The 18,414-nt window shown below is 60.4% G+C and carries 12 protein-coding genes; 7 read left to right on the plus strand and 5 right to left on the minus strand.

Annotation, left to right across the window (positions count from 1 at the left end; all coding sequences use genetic code 11):
- From der to D8U61_RS03815, 3 genes are all read left to right on the plus strand, one after another.
- Window positions 1–1,154, plus strand: a 1,154-nt coding sequence (der, locus tag D8U61_RS03805; protein ID WP_130926438.1) for a ribosome biogenesis GTPase Der, incomplete at its 5' end; no start/stop codon positions are given.
- Between the two features lie 291 nt (window positions 1,155–1,445).
- Window positions 1,446–2,594 (plus strand): pyridoxal phosphate-dependent aminotransferase, encoded by a 1,149-nt coding sequence (locus D8U61_RS03810; RefSeq protein ID WP_122699556.1) that lies wholly within the window; start codon window positions 1,446–1,448, stop codon window positions 2,592–2,594.
- Window positions 2,582–3,373, plus strand: coding sequence for an amidohydrolase (locus tag D8U61_RS03815; RefSeq protein WP_130926439.1), 792 nt, complete (start codon window positions 2,582–2,584; stop codon window positions 3,371–3,373). The genes D8U61_RS03810 and D8U61_RS03815 overlap by 13 nt, the downstream gene beginning before the upstream one ends.
- A gap of 178 nt (window positions 3,374–3,551) precedes the next feature.
- On the opposite strand, the gene leuA is transcribed toward D8U61_RS03815, so the two are convergent.
- The 3 genes from leuA to xseA all read right to left on the minus strand — a co-directional run bounded on the left by leuA (window position 3,552) and on the right by xseA (window position 7,899).
- On the minus strand, window positions 3,552–5,231 hold the full coding sequence (leuA, locus tag D8U61_RS03820; protein WP_016773339.1) for a 2-isopropylmalate synthase: 1,680 nt from the start codon (window positions 5,229–5,231) through the stop codon (window positions 3,552–3,554).
- A 463-nt stretch (window positions 5,232–5,694) separates the two neighbouring features.
- Window positions 5,695–6,516: a peptidoglycan DD-metalloendopeptidase family protein gene (locus D8U61_RS03830; RefSeq protein WP_130903257.1), complete on the minus strand. Its 822-nt coding sequence runs from the start codon at window positions 6,514–6,516 to the stop codon at window positions 5,695–5,697.
- Between the two features lie 3 nt (window positions 6,517–6,519).
- On the minus strand, window positions 6,520–7,899 hold the full coding sequence (xseA, locus tag D8U61_RS03835; protein ID WP_130903256.1) for an exodeoxyribonuclease VII large subunit: 1,380 nt from the start codon (window positions 7,897–7,899) through the stop codon (window positions 6,520–6,522).
- Between the two features lie 220 nt (window positions 7,900–8,119).
- Here xseA and D8U61_RS03840 point away from each other — a divergent pair, with 220 nt between their 5' ends.
- The 4 genes from D8U61_RS03840 (at window position 8,120) to guaA (ending at window position 12,804) form a co-directional block, all read left to right on the plus strand.
- On the plus strand, window positions 8,120–8,887 hold the full coding sequence (locus D8U61_RS03840; protein WP_071173484.1) for a sulfite exporter TauE/SafE family protein: 768 nt from the start codon (window positions 8,120–8,122) through the stop codon (window positions 8,885–8,887).
- A 135-nt stretch (window positions 8,888–9,022) separates the two neighbouring features.
- The gene (locus tag D8U61_RS03845; RefSeq protein ID WP_016773342.1) at window positions 9,023–9,571 is read left to right on the plus strand and encodes a hypothetical protein; all 549 of its coding nucleotides are present in this window, start codon (window positions 9,023–9,025) and stop codon (window positions 9,569–9,571) included.
- Between the two features lie 105 nt (window positions 9,572–9,676).
- Window positions 9,677–11,146, plus strand: coding sequence for an IMP dehydrogenase (gene guaB / locus D8U61_RS03850; protein ID WP_016773343.1), 1,470 nt, complete (start codon window positions 9,677–9,679; stop codon window positions 11,144–11,146).
- A gap of 80 nt (window positions 11,147–11,226) precedes the next feature.
- Window positions 11,227–12,804, plus strand: a complete 1,578-nt coding sequence (guaA, locus tag D8U61_RS03855) for a glutamine-hydrolyzing GMP synthase (protein ID WP_016773344.1) — start codon at window positions 11,227–11,229, stop codon at window positions 12,802–12,804.
- A 77-nt stretch (window positions 12,805–12,881) separates the two neighbouring features.
- Here the strand turns inward: guaA and D8U61_RS03860 are convergent, their stop codons facing one another.
- Complete coding sequence (locus tag D8U61_RS03860; RefSeq protein ID WP_130926440.1) at window positions 12,882–16,010, minus strand: membrane-targeted effector domain-containing toxin; 3,129 nt, start codon at window positions 16,008–16,010, stop codon at window positions 12,882–12,884.
- Window positions 16,011–16,126: 116 nt separating this feature from the next.
- Window positions 16,127–18,337 carry a TerD family protein gene (locus D8U61_RS03865; protein ID WP_241663600.1) on the minus strand — a complete coding sequence of 737 codons (2,211 nt, stop codon included), beginning with the start codon at window positions 18,335–18,337 and terminating at the stop codon, window positions 16,127–16,129.
- Between the last annotated feature and the right edge of the window lie 77 nt (window positions 18,338–18,414).

Consider the following 18,414-nt stretch of genomic DNA (forward strand, 5'->3'; position numbering starts at 1 on the left):
GCAAACGTAACAAGCGTTCCCACGTGGTGGCCAACAAGGTCGACAACATCGACCCGGAAATGGCCCGCGCCGAATTCGCCCCGCTGGGCATGGGCCACGCGATCCCGATCGCCGGCGCCCACGGCCGTGGCATCACGCAATTGCTGGAAGCCGCTCTGAGCGAATTCCCGCGTGATGATGACGAGCCGGCTGAAGGCGAAGAGGAAGAAGTCGTTGCCGAAGGCGAGGAAGCCAAGCGCATCCCTGGCCCGAGCGAGAAAGACGGGATCAAGATCGCCATCATCGGTCGTCCGAACGTCGGCAAGTCGACCCTGGTCAACCGCATGCTCGGTGAAGACCGCGTCATCGTGTATGACCAGCCGGGCACCACCCGCGACAGCATCTACATTCCGTTCGAGCGCAATGAAGAGAAGTACACGCTGATCGACACCGCCGGTGTGCGCAAGCGCGGCAAGATCCACGAAGAAGTCGAAAAATTCTCCGTGGTCAAAACCCTGCAGGCGATCAAAGACGCCAACGTGGTGATCTTCGTGATGGACGCCCGCGAGGGTGTGGTCGATCACGACTTGAACCTGCTGGGCTTCGCGATCGAATCCGGTCGTGCGCTGGTCATCGCGATCAACAAGTGGGACGGCATGACGCCGAGCGAGCGCGACTTCGTCAAAGTCGAGCTGCAACGCCGGCTGTTCTTCGTCGACTACGCCGACATTCACTTCATCTCGGCGTTGCACGGCACGGGCGTGGGCAACCTCTACGCCTCGGTGCAGAACTCGTTCAAGTCCGCGGTGACCCGCTGGCCGACCAACCGTCTCACCCAGATTCTGGAAGATGCGGTGGGCGAGCACGCGCCGCCAATGGTCAACAACCGCCGGATCAAGCTGCGTTACGCTCACCTCGGTGGTGCGAACCCGCCGATCATCGTGATCCACGGTAACCAGATCGAGAAAGTGCCGAAGTCGTACGTGCGCTATCTGGAAAACACTTACCGTCGTGTGCTCAAGCTGGTCGGTACGCCGATCCGCATCGAGTTCAAGGGCGGCGAGAACCCGTACGAAGGCAACAAGAACACGCTGACCGACCGCCAGGTCAACAAGAAGCGTCGCTTGATGTCGCACAACAAGAAAGCCAGCAAGAAGCGCCGCGACAAGAAGTGATCCGAGGCCCTGCACAATTTTGTGTGGGGCTTTTGTGGCGAGGGGATTTATCCCCGATGGGCTGCGCAGCAGCCCCAAAACCTGTGTCCGCGGTGTATCAGTCAAACCGCATTCAACGGGTTTGCGACTGCTTCGCAGCCGGAACGGGGATAAATCCCCTCGCCACAGGATTGGGTTTGTTCAATGAGAGAAGGGCGCCGTTTGGCGCCCTTTTTTTATGGGCGCCGGATGGGCTATCCTCGGGCTCTCCCGCGCCGTCGTCAGAGCCGGGTGTTGAGCAGAGAACCCCCGATGATCACCAGCAAGCTGCCGAATGTCGGCATCACTATTTTCACGCAGATGTCTCAGCTCGCGGCGCAGACCGGCGCGATCAACCTGTCCCAGGGTTTCCCGGATTTCGACGGCCCGCAGTCGTTGCGTGATGCGGTCGGGCGGCATATCGCCAGTGGCCATAACCAGTATTCGCCGATGACCGGTTTGCCGGCATTGCGTCAGCAGATCGCGGCCAAGATCGCCCGCAGCTACGGCGTGACTGTCGATGCCGATCATGAAGTGACGGTAACACCCGGCGCGACCCAGGCGATCTTCTGCGCGATTCAGGCCGTTATCCACAGCGGCGATGAAGTCATTGTCTTCGATCCGTGCTACGACAGCTACGCACCGGCAACGGAGCTGGCGGGTGGTCGTTGCGTGCATGTACAACTGAATCCGGACGATTTCTCCATCGATTTCGATCAACTCGCTGCGGCCCTGAGCCCGCGGACGAAAATGATCGTCATCAACACCCCGCACAACCCCAGCGGCGCATTGATCAGCCGCGCCGAGCTCGATCAACTGGCGGCGTTGATCCGTGATCGCGACATCTATCTGATCAGCGACGAAGTCTACGAACACCTGGTTTTTGACGGCGTGCCGCATGTCAGCGTGCTGGCCCATGAAGAGCTGTACCAGCGCGCGTTCGTGGTCAGTTCGTTCGGCAAGACGTACCACGTCACCGGCTGGAAAACCGGCTACGTCGTCGCCCCGCCAGCGCTGACAGCCGAATTGCGCAAGGTGCATCAGTACGTCAGTTTCTGTGGCGTCACGCCGCTGCAATATGCGCTGGCCGATTACATGGCCGAGCACCCGGAGCACGTTGAAGAGCTGCCGGGTTTCTATCAGGCCAAGCGCGATCTGTTCTGCGATCTGCTCGCGCCGTCGCGCTTCAGTTTTACCCGGGTCACTGGCACCTATTTCCAATTGGTCGATTATTCGCAGATCCGTCCTGATCTGAACGATGTCGAGATGGCCATGTGGATGACTCGCGAGCACGGTGTCGCGAGCATTCCGGTGTCGGTGTTCTACCAGCATCCACCGCAAGGCCAGCGCCTGATACGCCTGTGCTTTGCCAAACGCGAGGAGACGCTGCGTGAAGCGGCGGCGAAACTATGCGTGATCTGAGTGCATTGCCAGACCTGACTCTGGCGTTGATCCAGACCAGCCTGGCGTGGCACGACCGCCAGGCCAACCTCGAGCATTTCGAGCTGCTGCTGGAACAGGCCCGTGGCGCCGATCTGATCATCCTGCCGGAGATGTTCACCACCGGATTCTCGATGGAATCGGAAACCCTCGCCGAAGCCGAAAACGGCCCGACCAGCAAATGGCTGCGGACGCAGGCGGCCAAGTTCGATGCGGTCATCACTGGCAGCGTGATCATTCAGGCGGCTGACGGCAGCCATCGCAACCGCTTGCTCTGGGCGCGGCCGGACGGCGAAGTGCTGCATTACGACAAGCGTCACCTGTTCCGCATGGCCGGCGAGCACAACCATTACACGCCCGGCGAGCGGCAGGTGCAGTTCGAGCTCAAGGGTTGGCGGATTCGTCCGCTGATCTGCTACGACCTGCGCTTCCCGGTGTGGAGCCGCGACGCGCAGGACACCGATCTGCTGCTGTACACCGCCAACTGGCCGGGCGCACGGCGTCTGCACTGGAACCGCCTGCTGCCGGCACGAGCGATTGAAAATCTCTGCTACGTGGCAGCGGTAAATCGGGTGGGCAGCGATGGCAAAGGCTTCGCCTATACCGGCGACAGTCAGGTGCTGGATTTCCAGGGCGAGACGTTGCTGGCGGCGGGGGAGGCGGATGGTGTGTTCAAGGTGATTCTGGAAGCGGCGCCGTTGGCGGCGTATCGCGAGCGCTTTCCGGCGAATCTGGATGCCGACACGTTTGAGTTCACCTGAGGCAGCCGATCGTTCCCACGCTCTGCGTGGGAATGCAGCCCGTGACGCTCCGCGTCACTGGACGCGGAGCGTCCCTTGAGGCATTCCCACGCGGAGCATGGGAACGATCGCATCCTTTGATCTACAAAAAAAGGCCCCGAAGCTTGCACTCCGGGGCCTTTCGCATTTCAGCGGTCGATTACGCTGCTTTTGCCTCTGGCTGGCTCAGCGAGCGGTTCAGTGCGCTGAACAATGCCTTGAAGCTGGCGGTGGTGATGTTTTCATCGATACCCACGCCGTGCACCGCACGTTCACCGTTCACCCGCAGTTCGATGTAGGCCGCTGCTTTGGCATTGGTGCCCGCGCCGATCGCGTGTTCGTTGTAGTCCATGATTTCCACCGGAATCGGCAGGCCGGCGACCAGTGCTTCCAGAGCGCCGTTGCCCTTGCCGCGCCAGTGCAGGTTGGTTTCGCCCTGACCTTTGCTGGCTACTTCGACTTCGACGGCGCTGTTGCCGTTCTCTTCCTGCAAACGATGGCTGACCAGCGCGTAAGGAGTGTTGGCCTGCAGGTATTCGCTGATCAACAGCGAGTGAATCTGCTTGGCCGTCATCTCCAGGCCCAGGCGATCGGTCTCACGCTGCACCACCTGGCTGAACTCGATCTGCATGCGGCGTGGCAGGCTGATGCCGTATTCCTGCTCCAGCAAGTAAGCGATGCCGCCCTTGCCCGACTGGCTGTTGACGCGGATCACCGCCTCGTAGCTGCGACCGATGTCGGCCGGGTCGATCGGCAGGTACGGCACTTCCCACAGGGTGTCCGGTTTCTGCTGGGCGAAGCCCTTGCGGATCGCATCCTGGTGCGAGCCGGAGAATGCGGTGTGCACCAGGTCGCCAACGTACGGATGACGCGGATGCACCTGGATCTGGTTGCACTCTTCGACGACCTTGCGCACGCCGTCGATGTCGGAGAAGTCCAGCTCAGGGTCGACGCCCTGGGTGTACATGTTCAGCGCGACGGTGACGAGGTCGACGTTACCGGTGCGTTCGCCGTTGCCGAACAGGCAGCCTTCGACGCGATCGGCGCCGGCCATCAGGCCCAGCTCGGTGGCCGCGACGCCAGTGCCACGGTCGTTATGGGTGTGCAGACTGATGATCACGCTGTCGCGACGGTTGATGTTGCGACCGAACCACTCGATCTGGTCGGCGTAAACGTTCGGCGTTGCGCATTCAACCGTGGCCGGCAGGTTGAGGATCATCTTGTGCTCAGGCGTCGGGTTCCACACCTCGATCACGGCGTCGCAGACTTCCTTGGCGAATTCCAGCTCGGTAGCGCTGAAGGTTTCCGGCGAGTATTCGAAGGTCCACTCGGTTTCCGGCTGCATGGCTGCGTATTTGACGAACAGCTTGGCAGCGTTGACCGCGATGGCCTTGATGCCGTCCTTGTCCTGGTTGAAGACGATGCGACGGAAAGAAGGCGAGGTGGCGTTGTACAGGTGAACGATGGCTTTCTTCGCCCCGCGCAGCGATTCGAAAGTGCGCTCGATCAGGTCTTCACGGCCCTGGGTCAGTACCTGAATGGTGGTGTCGTCCGGGATGTGGCCTTCTTCGATCAGGGTACGCACGAAGTCGAAGTCGGTTTGCGACGCGGCGGGGAACGACGCTTCGATTTCCTTCACACCGACCTGCACCAGGGTTTTCCAGAAGCGCAGCTTCTTCGCCGCGTCCATTGGCTCGATCAGCGACTGGTTGCCGTCACGCAGGTCGGAGCTGCACCAGATCGGCGCGGCGTCGATGGTCTTCGACGGCCAGGTGCGATCCGGCAGGTTGATGACGGGAAACGCGCGGTATTTCGAAGACGGGTCTTTGAGCATGCTCATCGGGAAATTCCTTGTTGTCTGGGCCGAAAAGAGGCGGCCTGCCGGTTGAACGAATGTTCTTGGAAAAGCGTGGGACGAGGCGCAGCGATTCAGCCTGGCAGTCGTGCGCTGACGAGGCACAGGCTGCGGTGCTGGCGAAGCTGAATGAGGGTGTGAGAGGTTTTCATGGCCTCAACCCTAACCGCGAGGGGAAAGGATGGCAAGCAGTCGGAAAAAATTGAGAGGAATACCCGGAAAGCGGGATTTTGCAGGAATTTATTGCGCTCAAGGCGGTGGAAGTTGTTGATGTTTGCGTAAGGCTAGATTGGGGCGCAATTGAGTTTTTGGAGATTCATTGAGTATGGCGGTGTTTTATAGGCGGCCTTCGCGAGCAGGCTCGCTCCCACACTGGATCTTATTCACAACAAAGATCCCCTGTGGGAGCGAGCCTGCTCGCGAAGAGGCCGGTCGCCTCAACACATATTCAAGGTTGGAAGGCACCAATGAAAATCGCCGGATCCACCCGCGCGTCATTCAGGCTGACGTTCCAGTGCATATGCGGCCCGGTTGCCCGGCCAGTCGCGCCGACTTTGCCGACCACTGCGCCACGGGCCAGTTGCTGGCCGTTCTTCACGTCGATCTTCGACATATGGCAGAACATGCTGATAAAGCCTTGGCCGTGGTCAACAAACACCGTGTTGCCGTTGAAGAAGTAATTGCCGATCAGAATCACCTTGCCCGCCGCCGGGGTCTTGATGGGCGTGCCAGCTGGCACTGCGAAATCGAGGCCGGCGTGAGGATTGCGCTCTTCGCCGTTGAAGAAACGACGCACACCGAACTTGCTCGACAGCGGCCCGTTGACCGGTTTGTCCAGCAGCAGATTGCTCGGCGTGTTCGGGCTGAAACTGCGGTAAGCCGCGATCTGTTCCGCCAGTTCGCCTTCAATGCGCTTGAGATTGTCGGCGTTCGGATTGACCTGCTGTTTGTTCTTCAGGGTGATGTGCTGTTCCGGATATTTCTTGCTGCCCACGGTGAAGGGCAGATTGCGCCCGCCACTGCTGATCTGCTGCGCGCCGGGCTTGACCGTCAGCGGCACGCCGACGATCGCCAGCCAGTTGTTCTGCTCCTTGACCACCAGCACCGGTTTGCCCAGATAAGTGGCTTTCGGCGCCTGCGCGGCAGTGCCCAGATCCACCACGGCGACGCCGCCCGGCACCGGTTTGTTCAGCATCCGGGTGATGTAACTGTCGGCGTGGGCGTTGAAGGTCAGGCAGAGCAACAGCAGCGGAGCGAGAAAGCGCGGCATGGATCAGTCCAGTAAAGAGAGGGTGACGGGCGTCAGGTGATTGTCCTCGACGCGCACTTGCAGTTCGCCTTCGCCGAGTTTGGCTTTCAGGCGCTGGCCGGTGTGGGTCTGCGCAGAATTGCGGATCGCGTGGCCACGCTCGTCGAGCAGAATGCTGTAGCCACGGCCGAGAGTCGCCAACGGGCTGACCACGTGCAGGGTCTGCATCTGACTGTGCAATTGCTGCCGACGCTGTTTCAGAGCATCGCGCATGGCCCGGGGCAAACGTTCGGCGAGGCTGTCGAGGCGCTGGCGGAGCATGGCCAGTTGGCGCCCCGGATGTTGCCCGGCGAGACGGGTTTCCAGACGGATCAGGCGTTCTCGACGCGTATTGAGGCTGCGCTCGAATGCGCGGCGCATGCGCATGTCCAGATCGTCCAGACGCTGCGCCTGCTGGCGCAGACGTTCGCCGGGATGGCGCAACCGTCGCGCCATGCCTTCCAGACGCAGGCGATCACGCATCAAGCGGTCACGCATGCGCATCACCAGACGGCGGTGCAGGCTCTCGACCTGACGAATCAGATGGCTGGAATCCGGGGCGAGCAGTTCGGCGGCGGCCGAGGGCGTGGGGGCGCGGACGTCGGCGACAAAATCGCTGATCGAAACATCGGTTTCATGGCCGACGGCGCTGACGATCGGTGTGACACAGGCATCGACCGCGCGCGCCACCGCTTCCTCGTTGAAGCACCAGAGGTCCTCCAGCGAGCCGCCGCCACGGGCGAGGATCAGCGCGTCAAAGCCACGGGCATCGGCCATTTTCAGCGCGCGGACGATTTGCGCGGTGGCCTCGCGGCCCTGCACGGCGGTCGGAATCAGGGTCAGTTGCACCTGCGGCGCACGGCGGCGGAACACGCTTATGATGTCGCGGATCACCGCGCCGGTCGGCGAGCTGATGATGCCGATGCGCTGCGGATGCGCGGGCAGCGGCACTTTGCGTTCGGCACTGAACAGGCCTTCGGCGCTGAGCTTTTCCTTCAGTGCATCGAAGGCCAGACGCAGCGCGCCGTCACCGGCCGGCTCCACGGTGTCGAGGATCAGCTGATAGTCGCCACGGCCTTCGAACAGCGAAACCTTGCCGCGCACCTTGACCGCCAGACCGTCCTTCAATGCCTGGCGCACCCGCGCGGCGTTCTGCCGGAACAGCGCGCAACGCACCTGCGCGCCGCTGTCCTTGAGGGTGAAGTAGACGTGGCCGGACGCCGGGCGCGCGAGGTTGGAGATTTCGCCTTCGACCCAGATGTTGCTGAACACGTCTTCAAGCAACACCCGCGCGCGGCCGTTGAGCTGGCTGACGGTCAGGACTTCACGGTCCAGGCCAAGTCTTGCAAAGGGATCTTTAATCATGGGGCGCAGTTTAAAGGCATTTGCCCGCCAATCACCATGACACCGCACAAAACCCTGTGGGAGCGAGCCTGCTCGCGAAAGCATTGTGTCAGCGGACAACAACGGGGGAATGACACTCCGCCTTCGCGAGCAGGCTCGCTCCCACATGGGATCAATTTGATATCTGGTCGTGCTGCCCGCTACTGGCTACAGTCAGCGCGTCTTATAAAGGATGCGGACGATGAGCATGATGGAGCTGTTGGGGGCGTGGTCGTGGGGCGCGGGCGGTTGGGCGGTCATCGGGGTGGCCATCGCCTTGGCCTACATCGTATTCGGCATCGCCGGTTTCGGCACGGCGCTGGTCGCAGGGCCGATGCTGATCCTGTTCATGCCACTGTCGAAAATCGTGCCGCTGCTGGTGCTGCTCGATTTCGTCGCGGCATTCGGCAATCTGCTGCCCTCGCGGCGCGACGTCGCCAAGCCGGAATTGCTCAGGCTGCTGCCGTGCATGGCGATCGGCTGCACGTTGGGGGTGATCTTCCTGCTGAATCTGAAATCCGATCTGTTACTGCTTTTGATGGGGCTGTTTATCAGCGCCTATGCGGTTTACAGCCTGTGGGTGAAAGCGCGGCCGGCACAGTTGTCGGCCGCGTGGGCGGTGCCGATGGGCACAGTGGGCGGGTTGTTCGGCGCGTTGTTTGGCAGCGGCGGCTTTCTTTACGCGATCTATCTGAACAGCCGCCTGCCCAAGGACGCGGCGCGGGCCACGCAAAGTGCCTTGATCAGTTGCAGCACCGTGGTGCGCTTGAGTCTGTTTGTCATCGCCGGTGTGTATGCCGAGCTACCCTTGTTGATGCTGGCGCTGTGTCTGTTGCCGGCCATGGCGCTGGGCTTGTGGATCGGCCGGCGGCTGACCATGAGATTGTCGCGCGAGGCGTTTGTGCGGCTGGTGACGTGGCTGGTGCTGGCCAGCGGCATCGCGTTGATCGTGCGCTATTTCAGCACTTGACCGGATTTCTTCAGGGATTAAGCTGCCGGCCTTCAGGGCCTCTTCGCGAGCAAGCTCGCTCCCACATTGGCATGCAATCTCTGTGGGAGCGAGCTTGCTCGCGAAGGCGTCAGAAGTCACACCGCAGGATTTCCCATGAACTCGCAAAGCATCATCGTCCCGAAAATCTCCACCCTGCCGGTGCACGAGCCCCGGGCGCGGGCGATCGTGCGCTGGCTGGTGCGCAAGAACATCATCGAAGAACAGCTGACGACCTGCGGCCGCACCGGCAACCGCATGGCCCACGCCATCGCCGACGGTGCTCGCGCTGTGGTGCTGTACCCCGAAGCGCTGCCGTTCGGCGAACCGATCAACGGCCTGGAGATCGTCACCAAACGCTGCATCTACACCCCGGCCAAAGGTTTTCTCGAGGAGGCTGGTTGCGCCGAGTGCCGCCGCGAAGTGGGTGAGGCGCTGTTCGAAAGTCTTGAAGACTGGTTTCCAGGTCGCACCGACAATTTCACCTGCCCCGAATGCGGGCATGAGGACGACATCAACGGCTTCCTGTTTTTGCAGGAGTGCGCGTTTTCCAACCTCGGTTTCATTTTCAATAATTGGCTGGAGGCGGGGTTCAAGCAGAGCTTTATCGACGAGTTCGCCGATTGGCTCGATCAACCTGTCTCTTGGGTCAAGGTGGAGCTGTAGGGCCGGGCTTTTCCATCTATCAATTAGGCTGAGTTTTACATTGAACAGCAGGGGGTGTCTGACTATAATGGCGCGCTTCCATTTTCCCGCTCGGGAGCCCCCGCGATGCTGCGTATCAGCCAAGAAGCTCTGACATTCGACGACATTCTCCTAGTGCCCGGTTATTCCGAGGTGCTTCCCAACGAAGTCAGTCTCAAGACCCGTCTTACCCGTGGCATCGAACTGAATATTCCTCTGGTTTCTGCCGCCATGGACACCGTTACTGAAGCCCGTCTGGCAATCGCCATGGCTCAGGAAGGTGGCATCGGCATTATCCACAAGAACATGACCATCGAGCAGCAAGCTGCCGAAGTGCGCAAGGTCAAGAAGTTCGAAGCCGGTGTGGTCAAGGATCCCATCACCATCGAGGCCGATGCCACGGTGCGTGATCTGTTCGAACTGACCCGTCTGCACAACATTTCCGGCGTTCCGGTCCTGCACGATGGCGACCTGGTCGGCATCGTCACCTCCCGCGACGTACGTTTCGAAAACCGTCTGGAAGCCACTGTCCGCGAAGTGATGACGCCTAAAGAGCGTCTGGTCACGGTCAAGGAAGGTGCCGACAAGAACGACGTCCGTGAACTGCTGCACAAGCACCGCATCGAGCGCGTGCTGATCGTCGACGACAAATTCGCCCTCAAAGGCATGATGACCGTCAACGACATCGAAAAAGCAAAAGCCTATCCGCTGGCCAGCAAGGACGATCAAGGTCGTCTGCGCGTCGGCGCTGCGGTCGGCACCGGTAAAGACACCGGCGATCGCGTGACAGCACTGGTCAACGCCGGCGTGGACGTGGTGGTGGTCGACACCGCACACGGTCACTCCAAAGGCGTGATCGACCGCGTACGCTGGGTCAAAGAGAACTTCCCTGAAGTGCAGGTGATCGGCGGCAACATCGCCACCGGCGCTGCCGCCAAGGCTCTGGCCGAAGCGGGCGCCGACGCAGTCAAGGTCGGTATCGGCCCTGGCTCGATCTGCACCACCCGTATCGTCGCCGGTGTCGGCGTGCCGCAAATCAGTGCCATCGCCAACGTCGCCGCCGCCCTTGAAGGCACTGGCGTGCCGTTGATCGCCGACGGTGGTATCCGTTTCTCCGGTGACCTGTCCAAGGCCATCGTGGCCGGTGCGTCCTGCGTGATGATGGGCTCGATGTTCGCCGGTACCGAAGAGGCCCCGGGCGAGATCGAACTGTTCCAGGGTCGTTCGTACAAGGCTTATCGCGGCATGGGTTCGCTGGGCGCCATGTCCCAGGCTCAAGGCTCGTCCGACCGTTACTTCCAGGACTCCTCGGCCGGTGCCGAGAAACTGGTTCCGGAAGGCATCGAAGGCCGTGTGCCGTACAAAGGCACCCTGAGCGCGATCATTCACCAGTTGATGGGCGGCCTGCGTTCCTCGATGGGTTACACCGGCAGCGCCAACATCGAAGAAATGCGTACCAAGCCCGAGTTCGTGCGGATCACCGGTGCCGGCATGGCCGAGTCCCACGTTCACGACGTGCAGATCACCAAGGAAGCGCCGAACTACCGCGTAGGTTGAGGCTTCCAGCAAAACGTTAAATCACCGGGGCTGTTCATTCAGCCCCGAGTTGTTTCTGATTCACTACATGAGAATGAGTCATGGCCCTCGACATTCACGCTCACCGCATCCTGATCCTCGACTTCGGTTCGCAATACACCCAGCTGATTGCCCGCCGCGTGCGCGAGATCGGCGTGTACTGCGAACTGCACCCGTTCGACATGGACGAAGATGCGATCCGCGAATTCGCCCCTAAAGGCGTCATCCTCGCCGGCGGCCCCGAGTCCGTGCACGAAGCCAACAGCCCGCGCTGCCCGCAGGCAGTGTTCGACCTGGGCGTTCCGGTATTCGGCATCTGCTACGGCATGCAGACCATGGCCGAGCAACTGGGCGGCAAGGTGGAAGGTTCCGAACTGCGTGAGTTCGGTTACGCCCGCGTTGACGTGGTCGGCAAGAGCCGCCTGCTCGACGGCATCGAAGACCACATTGACGCCGACGGCCTGTTCGGCCTCGACGTGTGGATGAGCCACGGTGACAAAGTCACGAAGATGCCGGAAGACTTCCACATCCTCGCCAGCACCCCAAGCTGCCCGATCGCCGGTATGTTCAACGACGACCGCGCTTACTACGGCGTGCAGTTCCACCCGGAAGTGACCCACACCAAACAGGGCGGTCGCATCCTGTCGCGCTTCGTGCTCGACATCTGCGGCTGTGAAGCCCTGTGGACGCCGTCGAAGATCGCTGAAGACGCCATCGCCAACATCCGCGCCCAGGTCGGCACCGACAACGTGCTGCTGGGTCTGTCCGGTGGCGTTGACTCCTCGGTGGTTGCCGCGCTGCTGCACAAGGCCATCGGCGATCAGCTGACCTGCGTCTTCGTCGACAACGGCCTGCTGCGTCTGCACGAAGGCGAGCAAGTGATGGCCATGTTCGCCGAGAACATGGGCGTCAAGGTAATCCGCGCCAACGCTGAGGAGCAGTTCCTCAACAACCTGGCCGGCGAAGCCGACCCGGAGAAGAAGCGCAAGATCATCGGCCGCACTTTCATTGACGTGTTCGATGCCGAATCCTGCAAGCTGGACAACATCAAGTACCTCGCTCAGGGCACCATCTACCCGGATGTGATCGAGTCGGCTGGCGCGAAAAGCGGCAAGGCCCACGTGATCAAGTCGCACCACAACGTGGGCGGCCTGCCGGAAGAGATGAACCTGAAACTGGTCGAGCCCCTGCGCGAACTGTTCAAGGATGAAGTCCGTCGTCTGGGCCTGGAACTCGGCCTGCCGTACGACATGGTCTACCGTCACCCGTTCCCGGGCCCGGGCCTGGGCGTGCGCATCCTCGGTGAAGTGAAAAAGGAATACGCCGACCTGCTGCGTCGCGCCGACCACATCTTCATCGAAGAACTGCGCAAGGCCGACTGGTACCACAAGGTCAGCCAGGCGTTCGTAGTATTCCAGCCAGTCAAATCGGTCGGCGTGGTCGGTGATGGCCGCCGTTACGCCTGGGTCGTGGCCCTGCGTGCCGTGGAAACCATCGACTTCATGACCGCACGTTGGGCGCACCTGCCTTACGAACTGCTGGAAACCGTTTCCGGCCGCATCATCAACGAAATCGAAGGCATCTCCCGCGTTACTTACGACGTGTCGAGCAAGCCGCCGGCGACGATTGAGTGGGAGTGATCCCGCTGCGGTTCGAATAACGAAAAACCCTTGGCGTGAAGCCAAGGGTTTTTTCGTTTCAGGCCCCTGCAAACAGGTCAGGCGGGTAAACGACTTTGCAGGGTCATACCGAGCTCAATCAGGCGCTCGGCTACTGCGGCGATGTCGCGGAATATCATGCCGGTGATGCGGCGCATCGACTGGTCCCAGATATAAAACCGGCCATCTGCGGTGCAATGCACCCTTGTTTGCACGATGTTGCTGGCGCTGTTGCGCCGCACGAGTGTGTATGTGCCGGGTTCTGTTTTTCGTATCACGAACATGCCATTGCGATGCAGAAGCTTTTCCAGCGTAGCGTCATTCCATGGCGGCACGGGGGCCTTGACCTGCAATCGCAGGTCAGCGAACAGAGGGTCGAAGGCGTTGCTTGTCGTCGCCCCGTTGTGAAACGGACCGCGAGCGACTTCCACGCCCGGGTCAATCCTGACGTCGGCTGCCTCGTCGGGCCAGACTTCTTCGATGCGCAAACCGATACCGCCCCTGAGTTCGCTTATGCCTGGCAGGTCCCTGAAGGTATTGGTGTTCGTGGCATCGACCAGAGCCACCCACTTGCCGGGTCTGTTGAGGAGCTTGTCACGCTCCATGATCTGCGTTGCCAGGCGGGTCTTGATCATCTGCTCTTCGATCGAAGTGAGTGGGACTTTCAGCGTGCAGGTTTGTGCTGCGTCCAGTCCATGGACGCGGACGCCATTGGCTTGGGCAGACGTGATCAATTCGAGCATGTTGAACCGGTTCTCAGGGTCGGTACCCAGGCTGGACAAATAGGTAGTGAGGTCCTCTGACATGTCTCCAGAGAGGTAGAAATGGTTGAGGTCCTCTTGGGCGAAATCACTCAGCAATCCACGCACGTAGAGCGTTCTGATATGCCGCGCGAACGTTGGCATGTTCTCGATCATGAAGCGCATGCTGGCGATGCGATCGAGGGTTTCTCCGACCGCCAGTCCATCGGTATTGGCAAACATCAGATCTATCAGCTCTTCGGTTTGCATCAAGGGATCGATTTGCGGAATGAGCGGCCGTCCCGGCAGATTTGTCCATTTCAGCTCTCGAAAGAATTCTCCGGCGTTGTTCAGCAGTGCTGTTCGTTGTTCGCTGAAATGCGCCTGATAACGATCGGTAGCCAGTAAATAACGGCGTCCAGCGCTTGTTGACTCGGCAGAAGCGTTGGGCAAGTTCATTGCCCATCTCCTCATTCCGGGTTTTTCCGTCTCTGAAATATCTTTGAGCGCCGTAACCAGGCGCAGCGGGCACGGAACGCCTGGAAGCGGTTCGACGCGTGGCAGATCCACCGATGGTGTTGCCTCAGAAGGGCTCAAATCTGTCTCCGGCGCACACGCCTTGCCCACGCATTGGCCGCCTCCGCGCAGCCGCAGCGCAGGCATGCGCTCCCACTTGCCAGCGCTTCCCAGGCGGACCGGCAACGAATAAGCGAACTGGTTGGGGCGCTCGGGATCGATGATTGCCCAGTTGCCGCTGTCCTGCGAGTCGGCGAAGTAGCGCACGTAATAGGCATCGCCATCCATTTCGATGGCATGACCGGGCTCGTTGTCGAGGCGGTAAATGCCTTCGTATTTCCCCGGCGTCGCCTCTACGGAATGTTGCGCAAGTAACTCGTTGCATCGATAGCTGGCAGGTACTTGTGGAAATGTCGAACCTTGCCGTGTAGCAGGCGTATTCAAGGGCTCAGTGACGTCGACGAATGTCGCCCCGCTGGGTATCTCGTTTGCCAACTCGCTGCTCGCTTCTTCAGCCGCTGTGACGGGTGGCGGATCCACAGGTGGCAATAATCGCGTGTCAGCCGAGGCAAGCTCGACCAGACCACGCATCTCTTCAGCCTCGGCATACTCGACCTGTGGCCCGACTTCCAGTTGCGCGCCGGTGCCGATCAGGAACGGCACATTGAATACGGTTTCGATAGCGCTGAGCACCGCACCGATCACCCCGGCTCTACGTTCGGTCGCCGTAATGCCGTTGATCGCCTGATCGATGTTCAGCCCCATGTTCGCGACGCCGGCGCCGATCAAGAGCAAAGCCACCGGCCAGCCCACGGCCGCCATCGGGCTGAACACTTTCAGCCCGGCGCTCAGATACCCGGTCCAGAGTTTCCTTCGTAGCTCACTGTTGGACGTGAGCACCAGATGCGCCTCGGCAATCATGCCCGCGCGAGTCGACTCGCTTAACCACGTGAAGGCGTCACCGCTGATCGCAACGTTGCTGCGGTCGATCATCCGGTGATCGCTGTGGCCCCAGGTGCTCACCAAACGGTTCATCAGATCAGTGAGGTTCTCAGTGATGTGATTGCTGTCAGCCAGCGAGAAGTGCTTGAGAAACAAAGGGCGTTTCTGCTCTGAATTCATCTGTTCGAGCAACCACCAGTGCAGATCCGCCGCAGTGTCCATCAGCCGAAAGGCCTGGGCTTGTCCCGGCAGGTAAAGGGTCTGCCGGCCACTGTCTTCGACCAGACGCAGCACGTTGGTGGCGACGTGACCGTCCAGATCCAGCGTGCGCACCTGCGCGCCGACCGGGTACGTCGATCGGAGCATTTGCAGGGTTACCGGCCAGGTAACGGGGCCGATCAGCGAGCTGACGATGCGTTGAAAATCATTGCCGTCAACGTCCCCCTGTTGCAGCGCCTGCACCGCCTGACTGAGGAAACTGCACTTGGCCATGGCGCGGAAATCTTCCGACGAGGTTTGCCAGAATTTGGCCAATTGATCGCTGTAACGCGTGCTGAAATCAACGGCCCAGAATGCCTTCAGCACATCGCTGCCAAGCAGTCGCACTTCGTTGTCCTGATTGAAATTCTCCGCGTCCGGGCCATCCGAGTAGAAGCCACAGTAAAGGCCCAGCAAATCTGCGTTGTCTTGATCGGTCGCACGAAAGCGATGGATCACCAACTGCGTGAGGGTGAGCGTTTCATAAGGCTTTTCCAGCAAGTGTTCCCAACCGGTAAAGGTCAGCGCGCTGCTTTGCGCCGTTTTGAATCGATGGAAATAAACCTGGTCGGGATCGAGGCCGGATAGCCCTTTGTCGGTCAGCAGTTCGATCGCAACTTGCCGGGCCGCATCGAGCAGACTTGGGCAGTTCTGCACAATGGTCGTGGCGATGGCTTTGAGGGCGGTTTTGTCCGCTGCGTTTGGCAGCAGACGACGTTCGGGAGCGGTCATGCGGGTGTTCATCCTTGAGACACAAAGGCGGAAGATGACCGATGTGCTCAAGGGGAGGGTGTTACTCGGCTATTGCGTGATGTCCTTTTGAAAGTGAGCCAATGCTTTCGCAGATATCAAAGATATTCAGACCGAATCAGATCAGTATCGAACGGAGTCAGACCTTGTTCAGGTGCGAACACCCTCTGCGCCTGCTCTGCAGAGGCCACTCGTTCGCCTCGTGCCCGCACATGTAAATCGAAAAGCGTGTGCAGATCCGGCCTTGGTGTATGCACCAGGGCGCGCAGCATCAACGAAACTCCGCTGAGGTTGTTGTCGACGTTGTTCCAGCGGGGCGATGAAGTCAGCCCCAGATCCGCCCAGATCATGCGTCGCTCCTCCAGGTCCATCACGAATGGCAGGCAGATACTCGTGTCGGAGGCGATATCAATGCGGTCGACGACGGAGCGAGGCTCAAACACTTCCCCCGATGCAGTGTCGGCACGGGCCATCCAGCCCGCGAAGCATTCAGGAAGGTCGCAATATGGCTGCCAGGTAAACGAATTGAGGGACGTGACGACGTAGCGGACGCCCTTTTTGACGAGAACATCAAGGTCGAGGTCGATGAATTCGGAGGCGCCGTTGGGCGCGTCGACGATGTCGCCGCTGTGGTAACCGCCATAACCTTTGAGGTTGTAATAGGCGATCGCTTCCTTGAAGACGAAGTCGGTGTCGAAGAAGGCGGCGGACAAGTCGATGTCCGTGCGGTCACGACCATTCTTCCACCACATGAACAGGCGAATGAATCGCGTGTCCGGCATTGGCAACCGACTGCCGCGTACCAGTGTTCGCAGCGACTTCGCTGCGGCGCGCTGTACCAGTGGCACCCGGTATTCGCGCAACGCCGGATCGATGAAACAACGCCCCAGTGGTGGCAGCAACGTGAAACGCGCGATCAGGGCGTTCTCGCAAATCTGTGCGGCACGTGCCAATACCTGCGGTGCGATCGACTCTCGACGATCAGCAGTGCCGAAGACTTTCGCCAGTGCTCCTTTAGGTGTGAACGCCCGCAAGGGCAGGGGGCGCGGGGCATTTACCTGGGCCAGCAATTGCAGCAGCACAGGTGAGGACACTTGCGCCGCGACAGCCGCAAAGGCGTCGAGCACCGCGTCCGGTTCTGTGGCACGCCGTAACATCACGTCCAGACGGCGCGCGAATTCTCCGGGACGATCCTGCAGCACCGGCGTAAGCGCGGCGATCTGGCGTTGGGCAAGCATGGTTTCCACCCGCGACCCGAACGATGCCGGCGGATCATTGCGTCGCGCTGCGGTGATGGCCGCAAATGCTCGCGGATACTTCTCAGCGTAATCGCCTGGATGCAGGACTTCGGCCAGTCGTTTCCAGCGTTCGGCCTGGCGCATCACATCTTCCGTAGCGTTGGGCGTGCGGTCGAGCAGGCGCAACAGCTTGCGCCGCATCGAGCGTTTCATTTTGCCAAAGCGCGTCTGCGCTGTTGCCAGCGACACGTCTCCACCATGCAGTGCGATCGCCACGCGCAGCACGTCCGTTGCCGTTTCGACATTTTGCTCAAGGAAGGCCTCAACCTGCGCATCGTCGTCGATATGCAGGATCAGTGCGCCGCCAACCAGCGCGCGAATCTCGCGAAACGGGATGGTCTCGGGCAGTAGACGGAACACATCGTTTTTGTACGTTCGGATAAACCAGCCGACATCCGCAGCTTCCTCTTCGGACAGCGAGGTGCGTGATGAGACCAGCGGCTCGAGCAATGCCTCGAACTCGCTGACACTTCCCGGTTCGATGACCCAATGGATGAAGTTGCCTTCAAGCATGGCTGGCCGAACCTGTTCGCTGGGTGGCAGGCGCCGAAGTGTGTGGTAGTGAATGACGGCGTTGAGATACAACTCCGCCTCTGTCGCTTCGAGGACTTGATTGGGGAAGTCAGGATAAAACGGTCGGTGATGTACATGAGCACCGCTGCGCCGCCGCAGGACTCGAATGACTTCACGCAGCCAGTTCTTGAGTTCGACCGCAGAGAGCATGCTGATTCGCTCGATCAGCGGCTCGGAGAGAACGCATCGAAACGCTGTAACTTCTTTGACAGCTGATGCGACCTGCGCGCGTGTGGCTCCGCCAGAGCCCGCAGGAACGTGCAGTTTTGTACGGCGCCGCAGGAACAGCTCCTGATTCATCATGATTTCTTCCTTGGTCGCCGTTTCCAGTGAGCTGAAGCTCACCTGTGCAATCGATACGAAAACGCCTGCAATAAGCAGGCGCGGTGTGGAGAGCGGAACCCCTAGTTCATGGAGGATAGAAGGAAGGTGTTCCATAGCCACGGCGGCATACTACCGGAGGTCATCGCAGCTTGTCAGCGAATCACATATTTTGAAATGGGCTCGCCTGTTGG

This window comes from Pseudomonas sp. Sample_14 (assembly GCF_004307515.1).
Classification (GTDB): domain Bacteria; phylum Pseudomonadota; class Gammaproteobacteria; order Pseudomonadales; family Pseudomonadaceae; genus Aquipseudomonas; species Aquipseudomonas atacamensis.

Excerpts from the sequence above, each read along its gene's own strand:
- D8U61_RS03860 (WP_130926440.1), bottom strand. The coding sequence starts at position 16,010 with ATGACCGCTCCCGAACGTCGTCTGCTGCCAAACGCAGCGGACAAAACC.
- D8U61_RS03815 (WP_130926439.1), top strand. The coding sequence starts at position 2,582 with ATGCGTGATCTGAGTGCATTGCCAGACCTGACTCTGGCGTTGATCCAG.
- D8U61_RS03840 (WP_071173484.1), top strand. The coding sequence starts at position 8,120 with ATGAGCATGATGGAGCTGTTGGGGGCGTGGTCGTGGGGCGCGGGCGGT.
- guaA (WP_016773344.1), top strand. The coding sequence starts at position 11,227 with ATGGCCCTCGACATTCACGCTCACCGCATCCTGATCCTCGACTTCGGT.
- D8U61_RS03845 (WP_016773342.1), top strand. The coding sequence starts at position 9,023 with ATGAACTCGCAAAGCATCATCGTCCCGAAAATCTCCACCCTGCCGGTG.
- leuA (WP_016773339.1), bottom strand. The coding sequence starts at position 5,231 with ATGAGCATGCTCAAAGACCCGTCTTCGAAATACCGCGCGTTTCCCGTC.
- D8U61_RS03810 (WP_122699556.1), top strand. The coding sequence starts at position 1,446 with ATGATCACCAGCAAGCTGCCGAATGTCGGCATCACTATTTTCACGCAG.
- D8U61_RS03865 (WP_241663600.1), bottom strand. The coding sequence starts at position 18,337 with ATGGAACACCTTCCTTCTATCCTCCATGAACTAGGGGTTCCGCTCTCC.
- xseA (WP_130903256.1), bottom strand. The coding sequence starts at position 7,899 with ATGATTAAAGATCCCTTTGCAAGACTTGGCCTGGACCGTGAAGTCCTG.
- D8U61_RS03830 (WP_130903257.1), bottom strand. The coding sequence starts at position 6,516 with ATGCCGCGCTTTCTCGCTCCGCTGCTGTTGCTCTGCCTGACCTTCAAC.
- guaB (WP_016773343.1), top strand. The coding sequence starts at position 9,677 with ATGCTGCGTATCAGCCAAGAAGCTCTGACATTCGACGACATTCTCCTA.